General features: G+C 33.9%; 19 protein-coding genes. 16 read left to right on the forward strand and 3 right to left on the reverse strand.

Annotated elements, in window-relative coordinates; all coding sequences use genetic code 11:
- The first annotated feature begins 22 nt into the window (after positions 1-22).
- Entirely contained in the window at positions 23-448 is a 426-nt protein-coding gene (locus ICJ83_RS09495) for a DUF1573 domain-containing protein (RefSeq protein ID WP_188230146.1), read from the forward strand.
- 43 nt (positions 449-491) lie between these two features.
- Here ICJ83_RS09495 and ICJ83_RS09500 read toward each other — a convergent pair whose 3' ends face one another.
- Complete coding sequence (locus ICJ83_RS09500; protein ID WP_188230147.1) at positions 492-1,832, reverse strand: aspartyl protease family protein; 1,341 nt, start codon at positions 1,830-1,832, stop codon at positions 492-494.
- A 244-nt stretch (positions 1,833-2,076) separates the two neighbouring features.
- Between ICJ83_RS09500 and ICJ83_RS09505 the strand changes: the two genes are divergently transcribed.
- From ICJ83_RS09505 to ICJ83_RS09520, 4 genes are all read left to right on the forward strand, one after another.
- Positions 2,077-3,267, forward strand: a complete 1,191-nt coding sequence (locus ICJ83_RS09505; protein ID WP_188230148.1) for a pyridoxal phosphate-dependent aminotransferase — start codon at positions 2,077-2,079, stop codon at positions 3,265-3,267.
- Entirely contained in the window at positions 3,267-4,280 is a 1,014-nt protein-coding gene (gene murB / locus ICJ83_RS09510) for a UDP-N-acetylmuramate dehydrogenase (RefSeq protein WP_188230149.1), read from the forward strand. The genes ICJ83_RS09505 and murB overlap by 1 nt, the downstream gene beginning before the upstream one ends.
- Positions 4,281-4,346: 66 nt before the next feature.
- Complete coding sequence (locus ICJ83_RS09515; RefSeq protein ID WP_188230150.1) at positions 4,347-4,877, forward strand: RNA polymerase sigma factor; 531 nt, start codon at positions 4,347-4,349, stop codon at positions 4,875-4,877.
- A gap of 12 nt (positions 4,878-4,889) precedes the next feature.
- Positions 4,890-5,678 carry an anti-sigma factor gene (locus tag ICJ83_RS09520; protein ID WP_188230151.1) on the forward strand — a complete coding sequence of 263 codons (789 nt, stop codon included), beginning with the start codon at positions 4,890-4,892 and terminating at the stop codon, positions 5,676-5,678.
- Positions 5,679-5,752: 74 nt separating this feature from the next.
- On the opposite strand, the gene aqpZ is transcribed toward ICJ83_RS09520, so the two are convergent.
- Positions 5,753-6,475, reverse strand: coding sequence for an aquaporin Z (gene aqpZ / locus ICJ83_RS09525; protein WP_188230152.1), 723 nt, complete (start codon positions 6,473-6,475; stop codon positions 5,753-5,755).
- Between the two features lie 145 nt (positions 6,476-6,620).
- On the opposite strand from aqpZ, the gene ICJ83_RS09530 reads away from it, so the two are divergent.
- The 7 genes from ICJ83_RS09530 to ICJ83_RS09560 are packed head-to-tail and all read left to right on the forward strand — an operon-like array spanning position 6,621 to position 13,938.
- Positions 6,621-6,824, forward strand: a complete 204-nt coding sequence (locus tag ICJ83_RS09530) for a membrane or secreted protein (protein WP_188230153.1) — start codon at positions 6,621-6,623, stop codon at positions 6,822-6,824.
- A 6-nt stretch (positions 6,825-6,830) separates the two neighbouring features.
- A complete protein-coding gene (locus ICJ83_RS09535) occupies positions 6,831-7,943 on the forward strand; it encodes a glycosyltransferase (protein WP_188230154.1) in 1,113 nt (370 codons plus the stop codon).
- The gene (locus ICJ83_RS09540; RefSeq protein ID WP_188230155.1) at positions 7,934-8,479 is read left to right on the forward strand and encodes an RNA polymerase sigma factor; all 546 of its coding nucleotides are present in this window, start codon (positions 7,934-7,936) and stop codon (positions 8,477-8,479) included. Before ICJ83_RS09535 ends, ICJ83_RS09540 begins: the two co-directional genes overlap by 10 nt.
- Before the next feature lie 4 nt (positions 8,480-8,483).
- Positions 8,484-9,728, forward strand: coding sequence for an Nramp family divalent metal transporter (locus ICJ83_RS09545; RefSeq protein ID WP_188230156.1), 1,245 nt, complete (start codon positions 8,484-8,486; stop codon positions 9,726-9,728).
- 47 nt (positions 9,729-9,775) lie between these two features.
- Positions 9,776-10,654, forward strand: a complete 879-nt coding sequence (lipA, locus tag ICJ83_RS09550) for a lipoyl synthase (RefSeq protein ID WP_188230157.1) — start codon at positions 9,776-9,778, stop codon at positions 10,652-10,654.
- 3 nt (positions 10,655-10,657) lie between these two features.
- Positions 10,658-11,668 carry a type I glyceraldehyde-3-phosphate dehydrogenase gene (gene gap / locus ICJ83_RS09555; protein ID WP_188230158.1) on the forward strand — a complete coding sequence of 337 codons (1,011 nt, stop codon included), beginning with the start codon at positions 10,658-10,660 and terminating at the stop codon, positions 11,666-11,668.
- 32 nt (positions 11,669-11,700) lie between these two features.
- Positions 11,701-13,938 carry an ATP-binding response regulator gene (locus tag ICJ83_RS09560; protein WP_188230159.1) on the forward strand — a complete coding sequence of 746 codons (2,238 nt, stop codon included), beginning with the start codon at positions 11,701-11,703 and terminating at the stop codon, positions 13,936-13,938.
- On the opposite strand, the gene lpxK is transcribed toward ICJ83_RS09560, so the two are convergent.
- Entirely contained in the window at positions 13,935-14,939 is a 1,005-nt protein-coding gene (gene lpxK, locus ICJ83_RS09565; protein WP_188230160.1) for a tetraacyldisaccharide 4'-kinase, read from the reverse strand. The two genes, ICJ83_RS09560 and lpxK, sit on opposite strands and share 4 nt — an antisense overlap.
- 143 nt (positions 14,940-15,082) lie before the next feature.
- Here lpxK and ICJ83_RS09570 point away from each other — a divergent pair, with 143 nt between their 5' ends.
- The 4 genes from ICJ83_RS09570 (at position 15,083) to ICJ83_RS09585 (ending at position 20,370) form a co-directional block, all read left to right on the forward strand.
- Positions 15,083-16,177, forward strand: coding sequence for a Nif3-like dinuclear metal center hexameric protein (locus ICJ83_RS09570; RefSeq protein WP_188230161.1), 1,095 nt, complete (start codon positions 15,083-15,085; stop codon positions 16,175-16,177).
- Between the two features lie 3 nt (positions 16,178-16,180).
- Positions 16,181-16,963, forward strand: coding sequence for a zinc ribbon domain-containing protein (locus ICJ83_RS09575; RefSeq protein WP_188230162.1), 783 nt, complete (start codon positions 16,181-16,183; stop codon positions 16,961-16,963).
- Between the two features lie 139 nt (positions 16,964-17,102).
- Positions 17,103-17,759: a peptide-methionine (S)-S-oxide reductase MsrA gene (msrA, locus tag ICJ83_RS09580; RefSeq protein ID WP_188230163.1), complete on the forward strand. Its 657-nt coding sequence runs from the start codon at positions 17,103-17,105 to the stop codon at positions 17,757-17,759.
- A 199-nt stretch (positions 17,760-17,958) separates the two neighbouring features.
- Complete coding sequence (locus tag ICJ83_RS09585; RefSeq protein WP_188230164.1) at positions 17,959-20,370, forward strand: glycosyl hydrolase family 95 catalytic domain-containing protein; 2,412 nt, start codon at positions 17,959-17,961, stop codon at positions 20,368-20,370.
- Positions 20,371-20,435: the final 65 nt, after the last annotated feature.

Here is a 20,435-nt window from a genome sequence, read left to right on the forward strand (position 1 = left end):
CAAGAACTTAAAATAATAAACCATGAAACAGTTAATAACAATTTTATTCGTAGGATTATTTAGTTTATCAATTTCAGCCCAAAGTAAAAAGGCTAAAATAGAATTTAAGACCGAAACTATTGATTACGGTACCATCGAGAAAGGTGCCGATGGAGTAAGAGTTTTTGAATTCACTAATACAGGTGAAGCTCCTTTGGTTATTTCGAGCGTAACATCAAGTTGCGGTTGTACGGTTCCTAAAAAACCAAAAGATCCTATTTTACCAGGTAAAACAGGAGAGATTGAAGTTAAGTACGATACTAACCGAGTAATGCCAATTAGAAAAACCATTACAGTAATTTCTAATGCCGAGACTCCTACTGTAGCCCTTAAAATTAAAGGTGAAGTGATTGACACAAAATCAGGAAAAGCAATGCTTGAAAAGAAAAAAAGTATCGTTCAGCAATAAATATATTAATTAACAAAAAATAAGGGCAACGTAAACGTTGCCCTTATTTTTTTAGCGGATTTTCTAAATTAAAACTAAACGTTAAGGGAATACCATTTCGTTCCACCTTTAATCGAATATTCTTTCCCGGATCATCATAAAACATTTCCATAAGCTTTTGCAACTTGTAATGATGCGTTACTTTTCCGTTAATAGAGACCACCACATCATTAAGTTTTAATCCAATACGTTCAGCTGGCGAATTTTTTCTAAGCTCTACAATAGTGTATACAGGTTTTAAAACCATTTTAACATCCGTCCGATATAATATATTTAAACCTTGACTGATACTTTCTTCATCATTTCCACTTTGATTATATAATATATCTTTAGTTTGCTTAACAAATTTGTAACCATCATGCGCCAATTCAATACCACTATTGTTATAATTAAAATCGTGATTAAAGCTTCCATTCTTTTTAAGGGAAATCGTCGCATTACGATAGTCTAAAATAATATTAAATCGTTTTAGGATATTACCCGAAACACTACCTGAGCGCTCTTTATGGTTTTTTGCGTGCATTATAAATAAAGAATCCGGATATGCCACATTTGGTTTTTTTAATGTGAAGTTTTTTAAATGAAGTGCCTCTACTTTAGACCGTTTCCCATAAACACTTCCACCTAATCCATGACCTAAAAAATCGTGAAAGTAATTAGCGCCAGCATTAATACCTTTCGTTTCATCTTCAAATAACCACAAAGCATCGCTCCCCCCTGTATCAATTAATAATTTCACAGGAATTGACCTTTCATTAAGCTCTACTACACCATTAATGTAAGGCTTATTATTATAAAATTCTAAATGGAAAATTTCACACTTTCTGCATCTTTTGTATTTATAATTGTCAGGATTATATAATTTTAAAAAAGATCTGGAGTAATTTACTTCTATAACCAAGTCCTTTAATAAATCGAAACCTATTATGCCGTGTACAGGAACCCCAAGCTTTGGTGCTAAATTTAGATTCGCATCGTAAATAGCATACATATCCTGATCTAGTTTTACAGCATCACCAATTTTAAAAACATTACCGGTAGATCGTTGTGCCAAAATATGCTCGTCTTCTCCTAAACCTCTTAAATAAAAGGTTTCTGTGCTTTCAATTTTTAAGGAATCGGAAACATTTAAAAAATTGAATAAGATCGGTTTAGTAACACCAGAATCTAACAAAAAAGACAAGTTCACGCCGTTAATTTCAACTGGAATAATAATTAAGTTATTGATAAGTTGAAATTTTACCTTATCGGATTGTTTAGCATTTTGAACAATAAATCTATCCTGAGAATAACCACAGTAATGCAAGCAAAAAAAATATACTATAAAAACTGTAATTCGTTTCATCTGTTGAAAAGTTAGCGTTCCGAATATTTAAAACATCTTTTTTTAGTCAGAAACATGCTAAAAATCTAATCCTTTAATGAGCATAAAAACCAAATTATAAAACTCATTTTTGCTGCATTAGAAAATATTCAGTAGTTGGCCTATTCAATTTACAAATCTTTGAAACACAATGCTTATTTTCATGGACTTTTTAAAAAAACTTTAAGATAATTTTCTCAACTTTGCGCCTTATAATTAAAAAATAATGCCAACTATTTCAAGAAAAGGGCGCCTTATGCCCGAATCGCCAATTCGTAAACTTGTACCATATGCGGAGCAGGCTAAAAAGAACGGTAAATTTATTTATCATTTAAACATAGGGCAACCCGATATAAAAACACCAGATGTAGCTTTAGAAGCTGTAAAAAATAACACCGTAGAAATACTTGAATATTCACGATCTGAAGGATCGGAAAACTACCGAACTAAACTTGCTGCTTACTATAAAAAACACGATATTCTTGTAAAACCAGACGATATCGTAGTAACAACAGGAGCCAGTGAAGCACTTTTATTTTTATTTAGTAGTATCATGGATCCGGGAGACGAAGTGATTATTTCTGAACCTTTTTATGCCAACTACATCGCTTTTTCAACTGCTACAGGGGTAAATGTTGTACCGGCCGTTTGTAACATAGACGATAATTTTGCATTACCTCCTATTGAGACTTTTGAAAAATTAATTACACCTAAAACAAAATCTATATTAATTTGTAATCCAGGTAACCCAACAGGATACCTGTACTCTAAAGAAGAAATTGAACAATTAGGCGCCTTAGCTAAAAAACACGATTTATTTTTAGTTGCCGATGAAGTTTACCGGGAATTTGTGTATGATGGTGCAAGCCACTTCTCTATTTTACAATTAAACGATTTAGATGAACACACTATTTTAATAGATTCGGTTTCTAAACGGTATAGTATGTGTGGGGCACGCGTAGGCTGCTTAGTGTCACGTAACAAAACAGTATTACAAACCGTTTTAAAGTATGCTCAGGCAAGACTAAGTCCGCCAACCTTTGCACAAATAGCCAGCGAAGCCGCTTTAGATACGCCACAAAGTTATTTTGACGATGTTATTGCAGAATATGTAGACAGAAGAGACACCCTAATAAAAGCATTACAAAATATTGAAGGTGTTAAAGTAGCGACTCCTAAAGGTGCTTTTTATTGTATCGTGGAGCTTCCTATTAAAAATTCCGATAATTTTGCACAGTGGCTTTTAGAGCATTTCGATATTGATAACGAAACTGTCATGATTGCACCTGCAGGTGGGTTTTACTCAACTCCAGGACTCGGATTAAACCAAGTTCGTATTGCATACGTACTTAATAAGGAAAGCTTATTAAAAGCTGTTAACATAATTAAAGAAGCTTTAAAAGTTTATAAAGATTAGTGCATATTCAACAAAACATATCGCTTAAACCATACAATACCTTCGGGATTGATGTAAACGCAAAACATTTTGTATCTGTAAAGTCCGTCAACGAATTACAATCGGTGTTATTACTTAAAAATTACCCCGATAAATTAATTTTAGGAGGCGGTAGTAATATGCTGCTAACAAAAGACATTGATGCATTGGTTATTCATATTAACTTAAAAGGCATTGAAACGATTAATCAAGATGAAGATTATGTTTTTGTAAAAGCAAATGCTGGCGAAAATTGGCATGAATTTGTACTTTGGTGTCTAGCAAACAATTATGGCGGCATCGAAAATCTTTCTCTAATACCTGGGAACGTGGGCACAGCGCCCATTCAAAACATTGGTGCCTACGGTGTAGAGCTGAAAGATATATTTTACGAATGTGAAGCACTAACAATTTCAGATGGTTCTATTGTTCGTTTCAACAAAAAAGATTGTAATTTCGGATATAGAAACTCTATCTTTAAAGAACATGCAAAAGGTAAATATATAATTACCAATGTTACTTTTAAGCTAAGCAAGCGTAATCATAAACTGCAAATTAAGTACGGAACAATAGCCTTGCAATTAGAGGAAATGAAAGTTTCCTGTCCTAATATTCAGGATATTTCAAAGGCCGTCATTGCCATCCGTGAAAGTAAGTTGCCAAACCCAAAAGACATTGGAAACAGTGGCAGTTTTTTTAAAAATCCTATTATTTCCAAAGCATTATATGACGCGCTTTTAAAGAACTTTCACGACATCCCATGCTATCCATTATCAGATACCGAAGTAAAAGTACCAGCGGGTTGGCTTATTGAAAAAGCAGGGTTTAAAGGCAAGCGCTACAGCGATTACGGTGTACATAAAAATCAGGCGTTAGTTCTAGTAAACTATGGTAACGCCAAAGGAAAAGACATATTAAAACTATCTAAACTCATACAGGACACCATTGAGCGTCTGTTTAATATTAAAATTGAAGCTGAAGTAAACATTATTTAATACAAAAGAAATTTCTAACTTTGGCCATTAACCAAAATCAAAGTTTTCACTTAAAACCCTTTTAACTTGATATCATCAATAGAAAAAGAAATCGTGTATTTGCTGGAGCGTGGCGATAAGAAAGCTATTTCTCTGCTTTATGAAAACTATGCAGACTCTTTATATGGCGTTATTAAAAAAATAATTGCCGACGATGATACCGCTCAGGATGTACTTCAGGAAACCTTTGTAAAAATATGGAGATACTCTAAAAAATACGATTCCAGCAAAGCAAAACTTTTCACTTGGTTATATCGAATTGCCTATAACTCAGCTATTGACAAAGTTCGATCTTTAAAAAATAAAGATGGAAATGAAGTCCAAATAGAAGAAACATACGTATATAAATTGTCAGCATCAGAGATAAATCAGGATGTTTTAGATATTAAAAAGCACCTAGGCAGTTTAGATGAAAAATATCAAATTGTATTAAATGCACTCTTTTTTGAGGGCATGACCCAGCAAGAAGCCAGCGACGAATTAGATATTCCGTTGGGTACTATAAAATCGAGATTAAAAATTGGATTACGAGAATTGAAAAAAATTTATAATCCTTAACTAAAAAAAGTCATGAATGCGAAAATAACTACTTTTTTAAATTCTGGCCTATTAGAAAAATATCTATTAGGTGAAACCACTGTTTCCGAAACAGAAATGGTTGAAACCTATATTTCAAAATACCCAGAAGTTCAAAACGCATACAATACCCTACAATACAATTTAGAAGTTGTAGCTAAAACCAATGCCGTTGAAGCCCCTGCGAGCATCTTAAACAGTGTTTTAGATGAGCTTGATGATGCCCCTGTTGTTACAATGAAGCGTCGTAAAAATTACAAATCATGGTATAAATACAGTATTGCTGCTAGTGTTGCTGCTTTACTGTTTGCAGGAACATCTTATATTTTCTATAATCAGAACAAAAAGTTAAGTCAGGAAAACCAGATTGTTGTCGATGAGATTTTCGACCTAAGGAGTGACATTGAAATGAACAACAAAAAACTGGACAATTTAATGCAGCAGTTTAAACAATTAAACGATCCTGAGACGTATAAATACATCATGCAGGGAAATAATCGTGCTAAAAACTTAAAAACTGTAGCATATATAAACCCTAAGGACAAAACATCGATGATTGATGTGGTATCATTACCTCAACTGCCGGAGGAGCAATGTTATCAAATCTGGGCCGAATTACAAGACAAAATGGTAAGTCTCGGTATTTTAAGTGAAACCGATAGGCAACTTAGACAATTACCATACACTGAAAATGCACTTGGTTTAAATATTACCATCGAACCAAAAGGTGGCAATACCACAGCATCTTTAGATAATTCGGTTGCAGAAATAGAATTGAAATAAAATTATTTTTCAAATAACAAAAAGCCTCAAATAACTAGATGAGGCTTTTTTTATTTGTATTTATGAAATTCACTTTAAGAATCTAAAGCTTCTTTTTCCGGAGACTGAAGCAGGTTTTTATAAATAAGTCCACCCACAATAGCTCCTAAAATTGGTGCTACCCAAAACAACCAAAGTTGCATTATAGCTTCGCCTCCTACAAAAATAGCCTGAGAAAGCGAACGCGCCGGATTTACAGATGTATTGGTTAAAGGTATGGAAATTAGATGTATTAAGGTTAATGCCAAGCCTATAGCGATTCCTGCAAATTTCCCATTAGCCATCTTATCGGTTGTTCCCATAATTATAATTAGAAAAAACATAGTGAGTAAAAATTCAACCAAAAATGCTGCACCCATGCTGTAACTTTTACCAAAATAAACGGCATGATCGTAAAAGTTTGTGGCAAATGCTCCAGGCCCTGTACCTGTACCTCCATTAATAAAGTACAAAGCAGCCGCGGCAGCTATAGCTCCTATACACTGAGAGACAATGTATGGTAAAGCTTCTTTAGCCGAATGTCGACCACCAGACATTAACCCTAATGTTACTGCTGGATTAAAATGACCGCCAGAAATATGTCCTACCGCATAGGCCATCGTTAATACGGTTAAACCAAATGCTAAGGCAACCCCAACAAGTAAAATACCTACTTGGCCGCCTTCTGCGGGAGCAATTTGTGATGCAAAAATTGCACTTCCACAGCCTCCAAAAACAAGCCAAAACGTTCCAAAAAACTCTGCAAATAATTTTTTCATATTTAAAATATTAAAATGTTAGCTCTATAAATATACTTATTTACAATTAGTTACACACACATTAATTAATTTCTCACAAAAAGGAAGAACAAATAAACTTTTAGTAGTTGTTAGTATTGATTATCTTTGCATAAAATAATTTCAAATGAAACTTCTTTTATTAACATTAGTATTATTAGGACTAGGTATTGCAGGAATAGCCATAAAAATTTGGGCTAAAAAAGATGGCAAATTTGCTGGTACTTGCGCCAGCCAAAATCCTATGCTGAATAAAGAAGGGGAAGCTTGTGGTTTTTGTGGAAAAACTCCAGATCAATTCGATTCTTGCAACGAAACTCAACACTCATAGCCATATATGAGCGTACTTGATTTTGTGTTCTACGCATTCGCTGCTGTAGTTGTTATTCAAGTTATTATTTATTTTGTTTTATTCGGCAAATTTGCCTTTTTAAAACCAAAAAAAGCATCTCCAATAAAATTTCCGGTATCTGTTATTGTATGCGCCAAAAACGAAGCCGAGAATTTGGCCAAGTTTCTACCTTCAGTAATTAATCAAAACTATCCAAAATTTGAAATCATCCTCATAAATGATGCTTCGAGCGACAATACGCTTAACGTTATGGAAGATTTCAAAAACAGTAATAGCAATATTCGAATCGTAAACGTAAAAAATATAGAAGCATTTTGGGGAAATAAAAAATACGCACTAACACTCGGCATAAAAGCTTCAAGCTACAATCATTTACTTTTCACCGATGCCGATTGCAAACCTTTATCGAAATTTTGGATTAAAGATATGTGCTCTAATTTCAATGATAACACGGAGTTAGTTTTAGGGTATGGTGCTTACAACAAGGTTAAAAACTCCTTTTTGAATAAAATTATCCGCTTTGAAACCTTGGTTACGGCTATAAATTATTTTTCGTTTGCAAAAGGAGGAAACCCATACATGGGCGTAGGAAGAAATTTAGCCTACACCAAAGAGCTCTTTTTTAAAGCTAACGGATTTATTGAACACATAAAAATCCCATCTGGTGACGACGATTTATTTGTTAACCAAGTTGCTACAAAACATAATACAGCGATATGTGTTTCGCAAAATAGTTTTACCGAATCCATTCCAAAAACAAATTTTAAGGCTTGGATAAAACAAAAGAGACGCCATATTTCGACTGCGAAACACTATAAACCCAATCATAAAATAGCATTATCCCTACTCTATTTATTACAAATTATGTTTTGGGGTTTTGGTATTTCACTTATAGCTTCAACTTTCAAATGGCCATTTGTAGTGGGCTTAATATTAGTACGATTCATTTCACAATTCATAATCTTTGGGCGCTCGGCAAAAAAACTGAATGAAGAAGACCTGATTATGCTTCTACCAGTTTTAGAAATATTTTTAATTGTTGCACAATTGGTTATCTTTATAAAGAATCTTTCATCAAAACCGAGATATTGGAAATAAAAGAGGCTATTACACGTGCTAAAAACAACGACCAGAAAGCATTTAATTTTCTGTTAGATAATTTTTGGGATGCTGTTTATGGCTATCAAATAAAACGTGTTCAAAACGAAAATGATGCCGAAGACATAACCATTCAAACGTTTTCCAAAGCATTTGATAGAATTGAAACTTTCGACGATTCGTACAAATTTAAAACCTGGCTTATAACCATTTCAAAAAATATTCACATCGATTTATTGCGAAAAGAAAAGAATTCGATTTCTCAAATCATGTCGAACGATGACAAATCGGTATATCAAATTTTAGATGAATCTCCCACTCCGGAAGATAAACTAATTACCGATCAGCATTTAGCCAAACTACTTAGAGACATAAAAAAATTAAAACCCCATTATCAGGAAATAATAAATCTGCGTTATTTTCAGGAATTGAGTTATAAAGAAATTTCTGTTCAACTGAAAGAGCCGATAAATAATGTTAAAGTAAAACTTCTTCGGGCAAAAAAATTACTAGCAGAAATTATTCAGTCAAACTAAATTAATGATCACCAAATTAAAGCATTTAGGCCCTGGATTATTGTTTGCTGGCGCAGCAATAGGGGTCTCGCATCTGGTTCAATCTACACGAGCCGGTTCCGATTTTGGCATGGGTTTACTTTGGGCATTACTTTTGGTAAATCTTTGTAAATATCCTTTTTTTCAATTTGGCCCTCGATATGCAACAGCCACAGGTGAAAGTTTACTGGAAGGTTATAAAAAATTAGGAAAAGGCGTTTTAACTTTTTATTACATTTTAAATTTCGCTACCATGTTTACTATTCAAACCGCTGTTACCATAGTTACGGCAGGTTTGGCGGCCCATTTATTTGGAAATTTTAGCAGTTTCAGCATGGGCAACACGGTAATAAACAGTACAGAAATATGGACATTAGTCATCCTTTTAGTTTGTGTTTGTTTACTCACCTTAGGCAAATACAAGCTTTTAGATAGACTAATGAAAGTAATAATAATCACCCTCACCATTAGCACTTTTGCAGCGGTAATTATTGCCTTGTCAAATACAAACGAACCAATCTCTTTTACCCAAATAATACCAGATAATGGTTTAGATATCGCCTTCCTGATAGCGTTTATGGGATGGATGCCAGCTCCTTTAGATGTTTCGGTATGGCAATCGTTATGGGCCGTTCAAAAAAACAAAGATACTAAACGATATACGCCCGAGTCTTCGTTATTCGATTTCAATATAGGATATTTGAGCACCATATTAATAGGATGTGGCTTTTTACTTTTAGGCACTTTAGTAATGTATAAAAGTGGCGAAAGTTTCAGTACATCAGCCGCTGTATTTTCGGGACAACTCATAACTATGTACACCAAAAGTTTAGGGAGTTGGGCCTATATTATAATTGGTATTGCCGCATTTACAACCATGTTTAGTACCACATTAACAACATTAGATGCCTCTCCCCGGGCCATGGCTAAGGCCACACAATTACTTTTTAAAAAAGGAACCAGATTAAACTACACTTTTTGGATTAGCTTGCTCACTTTGGGTTCTGTTTTTATTTTTTTCTTTTTAGCTTCTGAAATGGGCCTGCTTATTCAACTAGCTACCATTTTATCGTTTATAACTGCACCTTTTTTTGCTGTAATTAACTATATTTTAATTTCCAGTAATCACACTCCAAAAGCCTGGCAGCCTTCAAAAAAACTTCATCTATTAAGCTGGATCGGCATTAGCTTTTTAATAGGCTTTAGTATTTGGTATCTAACCACTTTATAGCCGCTTTTTAAAAGAATACTTTGTATCTTTGTGCTTTATTTTTCAATATGAATACAGAAAGCACTTCAAATATATTACCTGAAAGAAAGCCAAAGCCAAAATGGCTACGTGTAAAACTTCCAACAGGAAAAAAATATACCGAATTACGAGGCCTTGTTGATAAATACAAATTAAATACAATATGTACATCCGGAAGCTGCCCTAACATGGGTGAATGCTGGGGTGAAGGTACAGCAACCTTTATGATTTTAGGTAATGTTTGTACCCGATCTTGTGGTTTTTGTGGTGTTAAAACAGGACGCCCAGAAACAGTAGATTGGGATGAACCTGAAAAAGTAGCACGTTCCATTAAAATCATGAATATTAAACATGCCGTATTAACCAGTGTTGATCGTGATGATTTAAAAGATATGGGAAGTATTATGTGGGCCGAAACTGTGAAAGCCGTGCGCCGAATGAACCCTGAAACCACGCTTGAAACCCTTATTCCAGACTTTCAAGGTTTGGAACAACATATCGATAGAATTATTGAAGTTGCCCCGGAAGTAGTGTCACACAACATAGAAACCGTTAGACGCTTAACTCGTGAGGTTCGCATACAGGCGCAATACGATAGAAGCATGGGCGTTTTAAAATATTTAAAACAACAAGGGCAACGTCGCACAAAATCTGGCATCATGCTTGGGTTGGGAGAAACACGTGAAGAAGTGATTGAAACCCTGCACGACTTAAAAGAAAATGACGTCGATGTGGTAACTATAGGGCAGTATTTGCAACCAAGTAAAAAACACTTGCCTGTTCAGCAGTTTATTACCCCTGACCAATTTAAAGAATACGAAGAAATTGGTTTAGAATTAGGTTTCCGTCATGTAGAAAGTAGTGCCTTAGTTCGTTCATCTTACAGAGCGCAAAAACACATTAATTAAATTATGATTAATGTTGCTATTAATGGTTTTGGCCGAATAGGAAGACGGGTTTTTCGATTGTTACAAGAATATAATAATATTCAGGTCGTAGCCATTAATGACCTTGCCAATATAGAAACTCTAAGTCATTTACTTAAATACGATAGCGTACACGGTAGATTTAATGGTACCGTTAATTATGAAGGAAGTCATCTTATTGTTAACGATAAAAAAGTAACACTTTTAAACAAAAACCACCCTAAAGACATTAATTGGACTCCTTATAATGTTGATTTTGTCATTGAATCTACAGGCAAATTTAAAACTGCAACAGATTTACAAAATCACATTAAAAATGGTGCAAAACATGTTATCTTAAGTGTTCCTCCTTTGGAAGACAATATAAAAACGATTGTTTTGGGTGTTAATGACGTTAGTATCGATGGTACCGAACATATTATTTCAAATGCCTCCTGCACGACCAATAATGCCGCCCCCATGATTGATGTTATTAATAAATTGTGCGGTATAAATCAAGCATACATTACAACGGTTCACTCCTACACTACCGACCAAAGTTTACACGATCAACCGCATCGCGATTTGAGACGATCGAGAGCTGCCGGACAATCTATTGTTCCCACAACAACAGGTGCAGCTAAGGCTTTAACTAAAATATTTCCCGATTTATCGGAGGTCATTGGTGGATGTGGTATACGAGTACCCGTAATTAATGGATCGCTAACAGATATTACCTTTAACGTTAAAAAAAGTGTTACCATTAATGATGTTAACCAAGCTTTTAAAAACGCATCACTTAACGAATATAAAGGTATTTTACAATATACCGAAGACCCTATCGTATCAATTGATATTGTAGGTAACACCCATTCTTGTATATTTGATTCAGGAATGACCTCTGTTATTGGAACCATGGTTAAAATTATTGGATGGTACGATAATGAGTCGGGATATTCACAAAGAATTATTGATCTTTTGTGTAATTTATCGAAAAAAAGTGTATTTTGTCGATAAAATAATTATATTTGTCGTTAAAGAACGTTAAAATGCTTCAAATTAAAAGTTACATATTCCTACTGCTTTTGCTTTTTAGCACATGTGGTATATCACAAAATTCGGTTAGTGATGACCCTGAATTGATACAGAATGGAATAGACTATCATATAGAACGAGCTCAAACCGATCTTGAGAACTTTAGGTATTACGAAGCTCAAAAGAATCTGGATTCTGCCCTAAAAATTGCTGAAAGCACGAATAACAAAGAACGTATAGCAGTAATTTATGCTATAAAAGGTAAACTACAGTTATATGTTGAAGAATATCAGCAAGCTATAAATTCATTAAACAAATCGGTCGAAATACAACGCACGATAAACGACAATATAAACCTTGGAAAATCATATAAGATTTTTGGAGATGTTTATGCGGCTAAGAAAATGTATTATCAGGCCTTAGATTCATATCGAGCAGCAAAGTCGAAATTTGAAGAAGAAGAGTTAATAGCAGATTTATCTGAAGTTCTACTTGCCGAGGGCAAAACCTATTTTCTTATAAAAAACTACAACAAAGCCAGAGATGTTATAGAACAAGCATTAGCACTAGCCAGAAAAGAAAAGCTATTAAAAATCCAGAGCGATGCTTTAATTGAACATGCCATTATTTATAACAAATTAAATAATAACGATAAGGCCTTAATTCTCGCAAAAGAAGGTTTAGAAATAGCAAAGAAAAATAATTATTTAACCATTTTAGACAAAGGCTATTTAATAACCAGTAACATATACAACGAGTTAGAAAATTACAAAGCCTCTAGAGAAAATTTAAAATATCATATTGATATCTCCGATTCTTTAGCAGATGTTAAACGTGCCAATTACTCTAAAGCCCAGCAGGTGCAATATCAGCTAGATGAAGCCAATCAAAAATACAGTGAAACCTTCGAAAAGTTAAAAAAAGAAGAAGACGATAATAATTTAAGCACGTTAATTTCTATTTTAAGTGTGGCTTTAATAACCATATTATCACTATTAACACTATCGCTTTACAAGAATAACAACATAAGATTAAAGACCAATAATATGCTGCATAAAAAAAATGGAGAGCTTATTATTGCGAAAGAAAAAGCTGAATTAGCTTCAAAAACTAAGGCAAACTTCTTATCTACAGTAACGCATGAACTTCGCACCCCGCTTTACGCGGTAACAGGCTTAAGTAATATGTTATTGGAAGAAAACCCTAAACCAGAACAAATTCAACATTTAAAATCTTTAAAATTTTCAGGTGATTATTTATTAACGTTCATTAACGACATTCTTCAAATTAATAAAATTGAAGCCAATAAAGTCGATGTTGAACCTGAACCTTTTAATTTAAAGAAAAAAATAAATAACATTATTATGGCTCTGAATAATCAGGCTCAGGATAATAATGTTAAAATTCATCTGGAATATGATGCTTCAATTGGCGAAAACTTTATTGCCGATCAAATTAAAATTTCTCAGATATTAATTAACCTTATTGGTAACTCTATAAAGTTTACCAAAAATGGAGACATCTGGATAAGAATCTATAAAATAGAAGAAAAAGGAAATATTTATACCCTTCGATTTGAAGTTGAAGATAATGGAATAGGTATCAGTCAAGAGAAACAAGACCACATGTTTGAAAGTTTCTCACAAGGATCGATTCAAATTAACCGAAAATATGGCGGTACAGGTCTTGGCCTATCCATTGTAAAAGGACTAATTGGTATTCTAAACGGGAAAATTTACGTAAAAAGTGAACTAGGAAAAGGCACGACGTTCTATTTTGAAATTCCTTTAGAACACACTTCTAATCAGGAAAGTATTGAAAACAAACCAATTTATTTTGGCGGCAATCCAGACGACATTGATTTAGAAAATGTAAAAGTATTGGTGGTTGAAGACAATAAAATCAACCAGATGATTACCAAAAAAATACTAACCAAAATGAACCTTAATTGCGAAATCGTTGATAATGGTGAAGATGCAGTTAATAATATTAAAAATAAAAAATACGATATTGTTTTAATGGATATTCATATGCCAGGTATTAGTGGTATAGAAGCTACAAAGCGCGTTCGTACTTTTGACAAGGAATTAACCATATTTGCGCTTACAGCTGTTACTATTGAAGATAAAATGCAGGAATTTGAAGATGCTGGTTTTACCGATATTATTCCTAAACCATTTAAGCAAGAAGAATTCGAAAAGAAACTATACAATGCGCTAAAAAATAAACGAAGTAACTGGACTACAACTTAAGTCTTTACAAACGATTTTATTAGAGCATTAAATCTTTCGGGATCATTCAGAACTACTGTTATGGGTAAATAAAATAATTTCCCTTTTAAAACTTCATATTGCTTTAAACGCATATAATCTTTCTCGGTTGTTAATATTAACGATTTCGTACTTAATAATAATACGTCCTGATCGGTAAAATTATAATGATCGTCGTAATTCAGGTGTTCAAAATTTAATTGGTTGCCCTTTAGGTAATTCACCATGCTGTTGGGATTGGCTATTCCTGTTACCAAACAAAAATCATTTAAAGATGTTAATTTTAGTTTTCCATCATGAGCGTATACGTTTGAATCGTATTGTATCGAACTAAAAAACACCTGCTGATAATCTTCGGGCGCAATAGCATCTAATATTTTCGATTTTTCATGGTCCTGTATCTCTTCAGGACATTTAGTAACAATTATAACATCTGCACGTTTAGCCCCTAACCTAGGCTCTCGTAAATTGCCAGTAGGCAATAAAATATCTTTAGTATATAAATTATTGTAAGCTGATAATAAAATATTAAATCCCGCCTTTACCTTTCTATGTTGAAAAGCGTCATCCAATAAAATTACTTCGGGTGGCATTTCTAGATTCATTAAATTAGCAATTCCTTGACGCCTATTGGCATCAACAGCTACAGTAATATCGTGTCCAAATTTATTGTAAAACTGAAAGGGTTCATCGCCTAATGTCTCTACAATAGACTGTTCATCACCAATTCGAAAACCTGAAGTTTTACGTTTGTAACCTCGGCTTAATGTCGCTACTTTATAATCATTTTTAAGTAGCTTTATTAAATATTCTATCATAGGTGTTTTACCTGTTCCGCCAACGTTTAAATTTCCAACACAAATGACCGGGAAGTTATATGACGTCGATTTCAATACACCATAATCATACAAAGCATTTCGTAGGCGAGTAATTAAAAAATAAACAGGAACAAAAGGAAAACATATCTTTCTAATAATCTTCATCGAGCCTCAAACTTGTAATTTCTTTTAAAGTGCAAGATAATCAATATTTATCTCATTTAATTAACTATACTCATTCTAAAACTTGACATTTCCTTACTTGAGAAAACATAAAATTTTATCTTTGGTATAAACAAACCGAATTCATGATTATTCAAGATATTATTAACCACCTTGAAAGCCTTGCTCCTTTAGCTTACGCTGAAGATTTTGATAACGTAGGTCTTCTTGTTGGCGATAAAAACGCTAAAGTAACTGGTGTTCTGGTTACTTTAGACACCTTAGAAACTGTTGTCGATGAAGCGATTACAAACGATTGTAATTTAATTGTTACCTTTCATCCTATAATCTTTAAAGGCCTAAAAAAAATAACTGGAAAAACTTATGTGGAACGCGTAGTATTAAAAGCAATTAAACATGATATTGCCATTTATACCATACATACAGCACTAGATAATGCATTTCAAGGTGTTAACGACATGATTTGCAACCAATTAAAGCTCAGTAATAAAAAAGTTTTAATTCCTCAAACACAAACCATAAAAAAACTAACCACGTATGTACCTAGTAACGAAGCAGAACAATTAAGGATTGCTTTATTTGAAGCCGGTGCTGGCACTATTGGGAATTACGATAATTGCAGCTTTAACGTGGAAGGTTATGGTACGTTTAATGCTAACGAAAACGCAAATCCAAGTATTGGCGAGCGCGGAACAACTCATACGGAATCTGAAACTAAGATTACGGTTACCTTTCCGAGACATTTAGAATCTCAAATTTTAAAAACATTGTTTGAAACGCATTCTTACGAAGAAGTCGCCTTCGAAGTCATTACCATTGAAAACAAAAACCAGCATATTGGCATAGGAATGGTGGGTGAACTGAAGGATTCTATGACTGAAAAAGACTTCCTTTCGTACGTAAAAGACCAAATGAATACCCAATGTATTCGACATTCAGCCCTTTTAAACAAAAAAATAAAAAAAATAGCAGTACTTGGCGGCTCAGGTAGTTTTGCTATTGGTGCGGCCAAAGCAGCTGGCGCAGATGCATTTATCACTGCCGATTTAAAATATCACGATTTTTTTACTGCTGAAAATAACATTCTACTAACCGATATAGGCCACTACGAAAGTGAGCAATTCACAAAAAACGGATTAGTAGCGCATCTTACAAAAAAATTTACTAATTTTGCAATCATTTTATCAAAGACAAATACCAATCCTGTTAAGTATTTTTAAAGTATGGCTAAAAATAAAGAAGTAACTGTTGAAGAGCGCTTAAGAGCTTTATACGATTTACAACTCATCGATTCTCGTATAGATGAAATTAGAAATGTTCGAGGAGAACTTCCTTTAGAAGTTCGCGATTTAGAAGACGAAGTTGCTGGATTAAACATCAGATTAGACAAATTAGTTTCAAGTTTAGAAGTCATCGACAACGATATCGCATCTAGAAAGAATCTTATTGAAGAAGCTAAAGCTTTAATTAAAAAGTATACTGAGCAGCAAAAAAATGTTAGAAATAACAGAGAATACAACTCGTTAACTAAAGAAGTTGAATTCCAAGAATTAGAAATTCAGTTGGCTGAAAAACACATCAAAGAGTTTAAAGCACAAATTGAGCAGAAAAAAGAAGTTATTGCTGAAACCAAAGAACGTCTAAAAGAGCGTGAAACGCACCTTAAACACAAAAAAGGAGAATTAAACGACATTTTAGCCGAAACTGAAAAAGAAGAGCAAGCGTTAATTGAAAAGTCGGATGACTACAAAAATCAAATTGAAGAACGTTTAGTTTCTGCTTATACACGAATCCGAAAAAATGTGAAAAATGGATTAGCTGTTGTACCTATTGAAAGAGGTGCTTCCGGAGGTTCATTCTTTACTATTCCTCCTCAGGTTCAAGTAGAAATTGCATCACGCAAAAAAATCATTACTGATGAACACAGTGGACGTATTTTAGTGGATGCACAATTAGCTGAAGAACAAAAAGAAAAAATGGAAAAGTTGTTTGCTAAATTAAGCTAAGAACAACCAACCGTTAATAATATAAAAGCCTTTACATTTTTAGTGTAAAGGCTTTTTTTTTATAAATAAATTATTGAATTACCTTTAAGGATTGTATGCTTATTACGTCTAAACCCAAAATAAAACTACTTTTACACTTATGAAACAACTTGTTTTAGCATTTTCGTTAACACTTATGTTTAATTGTCATAATAAGGCTCAAAATTCTGAAAAGCAAGAAGCGATAAAAAACAGTTCGCCTATTGAAGTACCAATACAAAACGGAAAAGCACGAGCATATTTCGCCAGTGGCTGTTTTTGGTGTGTTGAAGCCATTTATGAAAGCGTAAAAGGCGTTGATGAAGTTATTAGTGGCTATTCGGGCGGACACACCAGCAACCCAACCTACGAAGCCAGTAACACAGGAAAAACAGGACATGCCGAATCTGTTGAAGTTATTTACGACCCAAAAATTGTAAGCTTTGAAACGCTTGTGGATGTTTATTTTGGTTCTCAAAATGTCACCCAGATTAATGGCCAAGGTAATGATATAGGTTCGCAGTACAGATCTATTATTTTTTATCAGAACGATACACAAAAACAAATCATAATGGAGAAAAAAGCGGCTTTAGCAAAACAATTAAACGCTAAAATTGCTGCCGAAGTTTATCCGTTTCAAAAATTTTGGAAGGCCGAGGATTATCACCAAAACTACGAACGCCTCCACCCCAACAATCCTTATGTTAAAAATGTATCCATACCAAGGCTAAATCGATTTAAAGCTAAATTTCCAGAATTATTAAAAACCGCTAAATAAAAGCTTAGTGTTTCATTTTTAAATCCGACACAAAACTATAACTTTATTTTCCTAGCCTTTTGTATATTGCCTTGTCTACTTTTAATAGAATTGATTCTTTTAATAACAGATTTTAGGACAGAATAACCATAACCCAAATAAATTGATGTCTTTATATTTAACGAACAGGGATATCAAAATAATTCACTCAAGCCAAAACATGTTAAAAAGCTTACCTCTACTATTTTTTTTATTATTTTTTTCATTAAACGCAGTTTCTCAAAACGCTAAAAACAATAGAATATATGAAGTTTGGGATAGCCAACCCGCTCCAAACAGAGGTAAAGACTATTCAGTTACTGTGGCACGTGGTTTTCCGTTTGACCGCGATTGGGAAACCTATTCCTACCCTATTGGAAATGGCTATATGGGAGCTAATATTTTTGGACGTACCGATACTGAACGTATTCAAATTACCGAAAAAACTCTAACAAATGGTGCGCCTTACGGTACAGGTGGAATGACAAATTTCGCCGAAATATTTTTACAATTCAATCATTACAATATTTCCAACTATAAACGTTCCATTAATTTAAATGACGGGACTGCTTATGTGAGTTATGACCACAAAGACGTGACATATACCAGAGAATATTTCGCAAGCTACCCAGACAACATCATAGCCATTAGGTTAAGCGCCAATAAATCTTCCAAAATATCATTAACTGTTCGCGCCGAAATACCCTATTTAAGAGGAAAAGACGAATTAAACAATTCTCGCGGTACGATAACGAAAATAGCCAAGTCTGGAAAAATTAACACCTCTGAAAACCAAATTACATTATCGGGATCTATACCTTCATTCAGTTTAAATTATGAGGGACAAATAAAAATAATTAACGACGGCGGACAACTTTTATCTAACTCGGAAAATGGAACTAAAGACATTAGTATTGTTGACGCTAATACAGTTACCATTTTAATCGCAACAAGTACCAATTATAAATTAAATAAGAATATCTTTCTTCAGGATTCTACACAATTGAAATTAGATCCTAAAGTTTTTCCGCACGATAAGGTATCTAAAATCATAAAAGAGGCTTCATCTAAAACCTATCAAGAATTAAAAGAAACTCATTTAAAGGATTACCAAAACTTATTTTCCAGAGTTCAACTAAAATTAACTAAAAATCAATCAACCGAAACAACTAGTAGCCTTGTTGAAAATTATAAAGACAATGCTACTAATCCTTATTTAGAAGAACTTATGTTTCATTTCGGCAGGTATTTGTTAATCGCCAGTTCCAGAAAAGGAACACTACCATGTGGATTACAAGGCACATGGAGCCAATACCATGTCACACCATGGTCTGGAGGCTACTGGCACAACATTAACATCCAGATGAACTATTGGGGCGCCTTTAATGCAAATTTAGCCGAGACATTTCTGCCTTACGAGCAGTATTTTGAGGCTTACTTACCGAAGGCCTTTGAAAATGGCAGCACTTATATTAAAACATATTATCCAGAAAAATTTAACGAGAATCCACATAAAAATGGCTGGTGTATAGGAACAGGGGCAAATGCCTATAGCATAGGAGTTCCTGGTGGACATTCCGGTCCTGGTACTGGCGGTTTTACAACTAAACTATTTTGGGATCGATTTGAATACACGCAAGACACTACTTATCTCAAAAACATAGCCTACCCTGCCCTATTAGGGATGAGCACATTTTTATCTAAAACTCTTGAACCAAAACAAGAAGGCATCCTTTTGGTAGACCGCTCTTTCTCGCCCGAACAAATTCATAATGGCAAATATTATGAAACCAAAGGGAGTACCTTCGATCAAGGTTTTGTTTGGGAAACCTATAACGACTTGCTAAAAAGTGCTAAAATACTAGATTTAAACACCACATTTCTAAACCGCGTTAAAAAACAAATTAAAAAATTAGATCCTATTCTTATTGGAGAATCAGGACAAATTAAAGAATTTCGTGAAGAAAAAACATACGGAGAAATTGGTGACCCGAAACACCGTCATATTTCGCATTTATGCACCATATTTCCTGGTACTTTAATTAATTCCAACCATCCTGACTGGATGAAAGCAGCAAGTACAGTTCTTAATTACAGAGGAAACGAAACTACAGGATGGGCCATGGCCCATAGGATGAATATATACGCCAGAACAAAGGAGGCTGAAAAGGCTCACGACGTATATTCTAAATTTTTGAGAGAACGTACCAATCCAAACTTATGGACGAAACATCCACCTTTTCAAATAGACGGAAATTTAGGCACCATGGCGGGGGTAGCCGAAATGCTTATTCAAAGTCATGAAGGATTAATAGAACTTTTACCCGCACTACCGAAAGCATGGAAAAACGGATCTTTTAAAGGCCTAATGGCGAGAGGTAATTTTGAAATTGATTTAAAATGGACAAATGGCGAAGTTACTTACACCTCTGTTTTATCTAAAATTGGAGGAACATGCCGTGTTAAATATAAAAACATTAATCGCGTTAAAATAAAGGACAAATCTGGTAAAATTGTACCTATTAAACAACTGAGTGATGATGTTATTTCATTTAACACTAAAGCGCTAAGCAAATACATTATTAACTTTTAAAAGTCAACTTTATAAGGCATACAGTCAAACTTTAAACGGAATACTACATAATTTTATTTTTTAAG

Source organism: Aestuariibaculum sediminum, from assembly GCF_014596945.1.
Taxonomy (GTDB): Bacteria; Bacteroidota; Bacteroidia; order Flavobacteriales; family Flavobacteriaceae; genus Aestuariibaculum; species Aestuariibaculum sediminum.

Coding starts and splice junctions, on each gene's coding strand:
- ICJ83_RS09495 (WP_188230146.1), top strand. CDS start 23: ATGAAACAGTTAATAACAATTTTATTCGTAGGATTATTTAGTTTATCA.
- ICJ83_RS09500 (WP_188230147.1), bottom strand. CDS start 1,832: ATGAAACGAATTACAGTTTTTATAGTATATTTTTTTTGCTTGCATTAC.
- ICJ83_RS09505 (WP_188230148.1), top strand. CDS start 2,077: ATGCCAACTATTTCAAGAAAAGGGCGCCTTATGCCCGAATCGCCAATT.
- ICJ83_RS09520 (WP_188230151.1), top strand. CDS start 4,890: ATGAATGCGAAAATAACTACTTTTTTAAATTCTGGCCTATTAGAAAAA.
- aqpZ (WP_188230152.1), bottom strand. CDS start 6,475: ATGAAAAAATTATTTGCAGAGTTTTTTGGAACGTTTTGGCTTGTTTTT.
- ICJ83_RS09530 (WP_188230153.1), top strand. CDS start 6,621: ATGAAACTTCTTTTATTAACATTAGTATTATTAGGACTAGGTATTGCA.
- ICJ83_RS09535 (WP_188230154.1), top strand. CDS start 6,831: ATGAGCGTACTTGATTTTGTGTTCTACGCATTCGCTGCTGTAGTTGTT.
- ICJ83_RS09545 (WP_188230156.1), top strand. CDS start 8,484: ATGATCACCAAATTAAAGCATTTAGGCCCTGGATTATTGTTTGCTGGC.
- lipA (WP_188230157.1), top strand. CDS start 9,776: ATGAATACAGAAAGCACTTCAAATATATTACCTGAAAGAAAGCCAAAG.
- gap (WP_188230158.1), top strand. CDS start 10,658: ATGATTAATGTTGCTATTAATGGTTTTGGCCGAATAGGAAGACGGGTT.
- ICJ83_RS09560 (WP_188230159.1), top strand. CDS start 11,701: ATGCTTCAAATTAAAAGTTACATATTCCTACTGCTTTTGCTTTTTAGC.
- lpxK (WP_188230160.1), bottom strand. CDS start 14,939: ATGAAGATTATTAGAAAGATATGTTTTCCTTTTGTTCCTGTTTATTTT.
- ICJ83_RS09570 (WP_188230161.1), top strand. CDS start 15,083: ATGATTATTCAAGATATTATTAACCACCTTGAAAGCCTTGCTCCTTTA.
- ICJ83_RS09575 (WP_188230162.1), top strand. CDS start 16,181: ATGGCTAAAAATAAAGAAGTAACTGTTGAAGAGCGCTTAAGAGCTTTA.
- msrA (WP_188230163.1), top strand. CDS start 17,103: ATGAAACAACTTGTTTTAGCATTTTCGTTAACACTTATGTTTAATTGT.
- ICJ83_RS09585 (WP_188230164.1), top strand. CDS start 17,959: ATGTTAAAAAGCTTACCTCTACTATTTTTTTTATTATTTTTTTCATTA.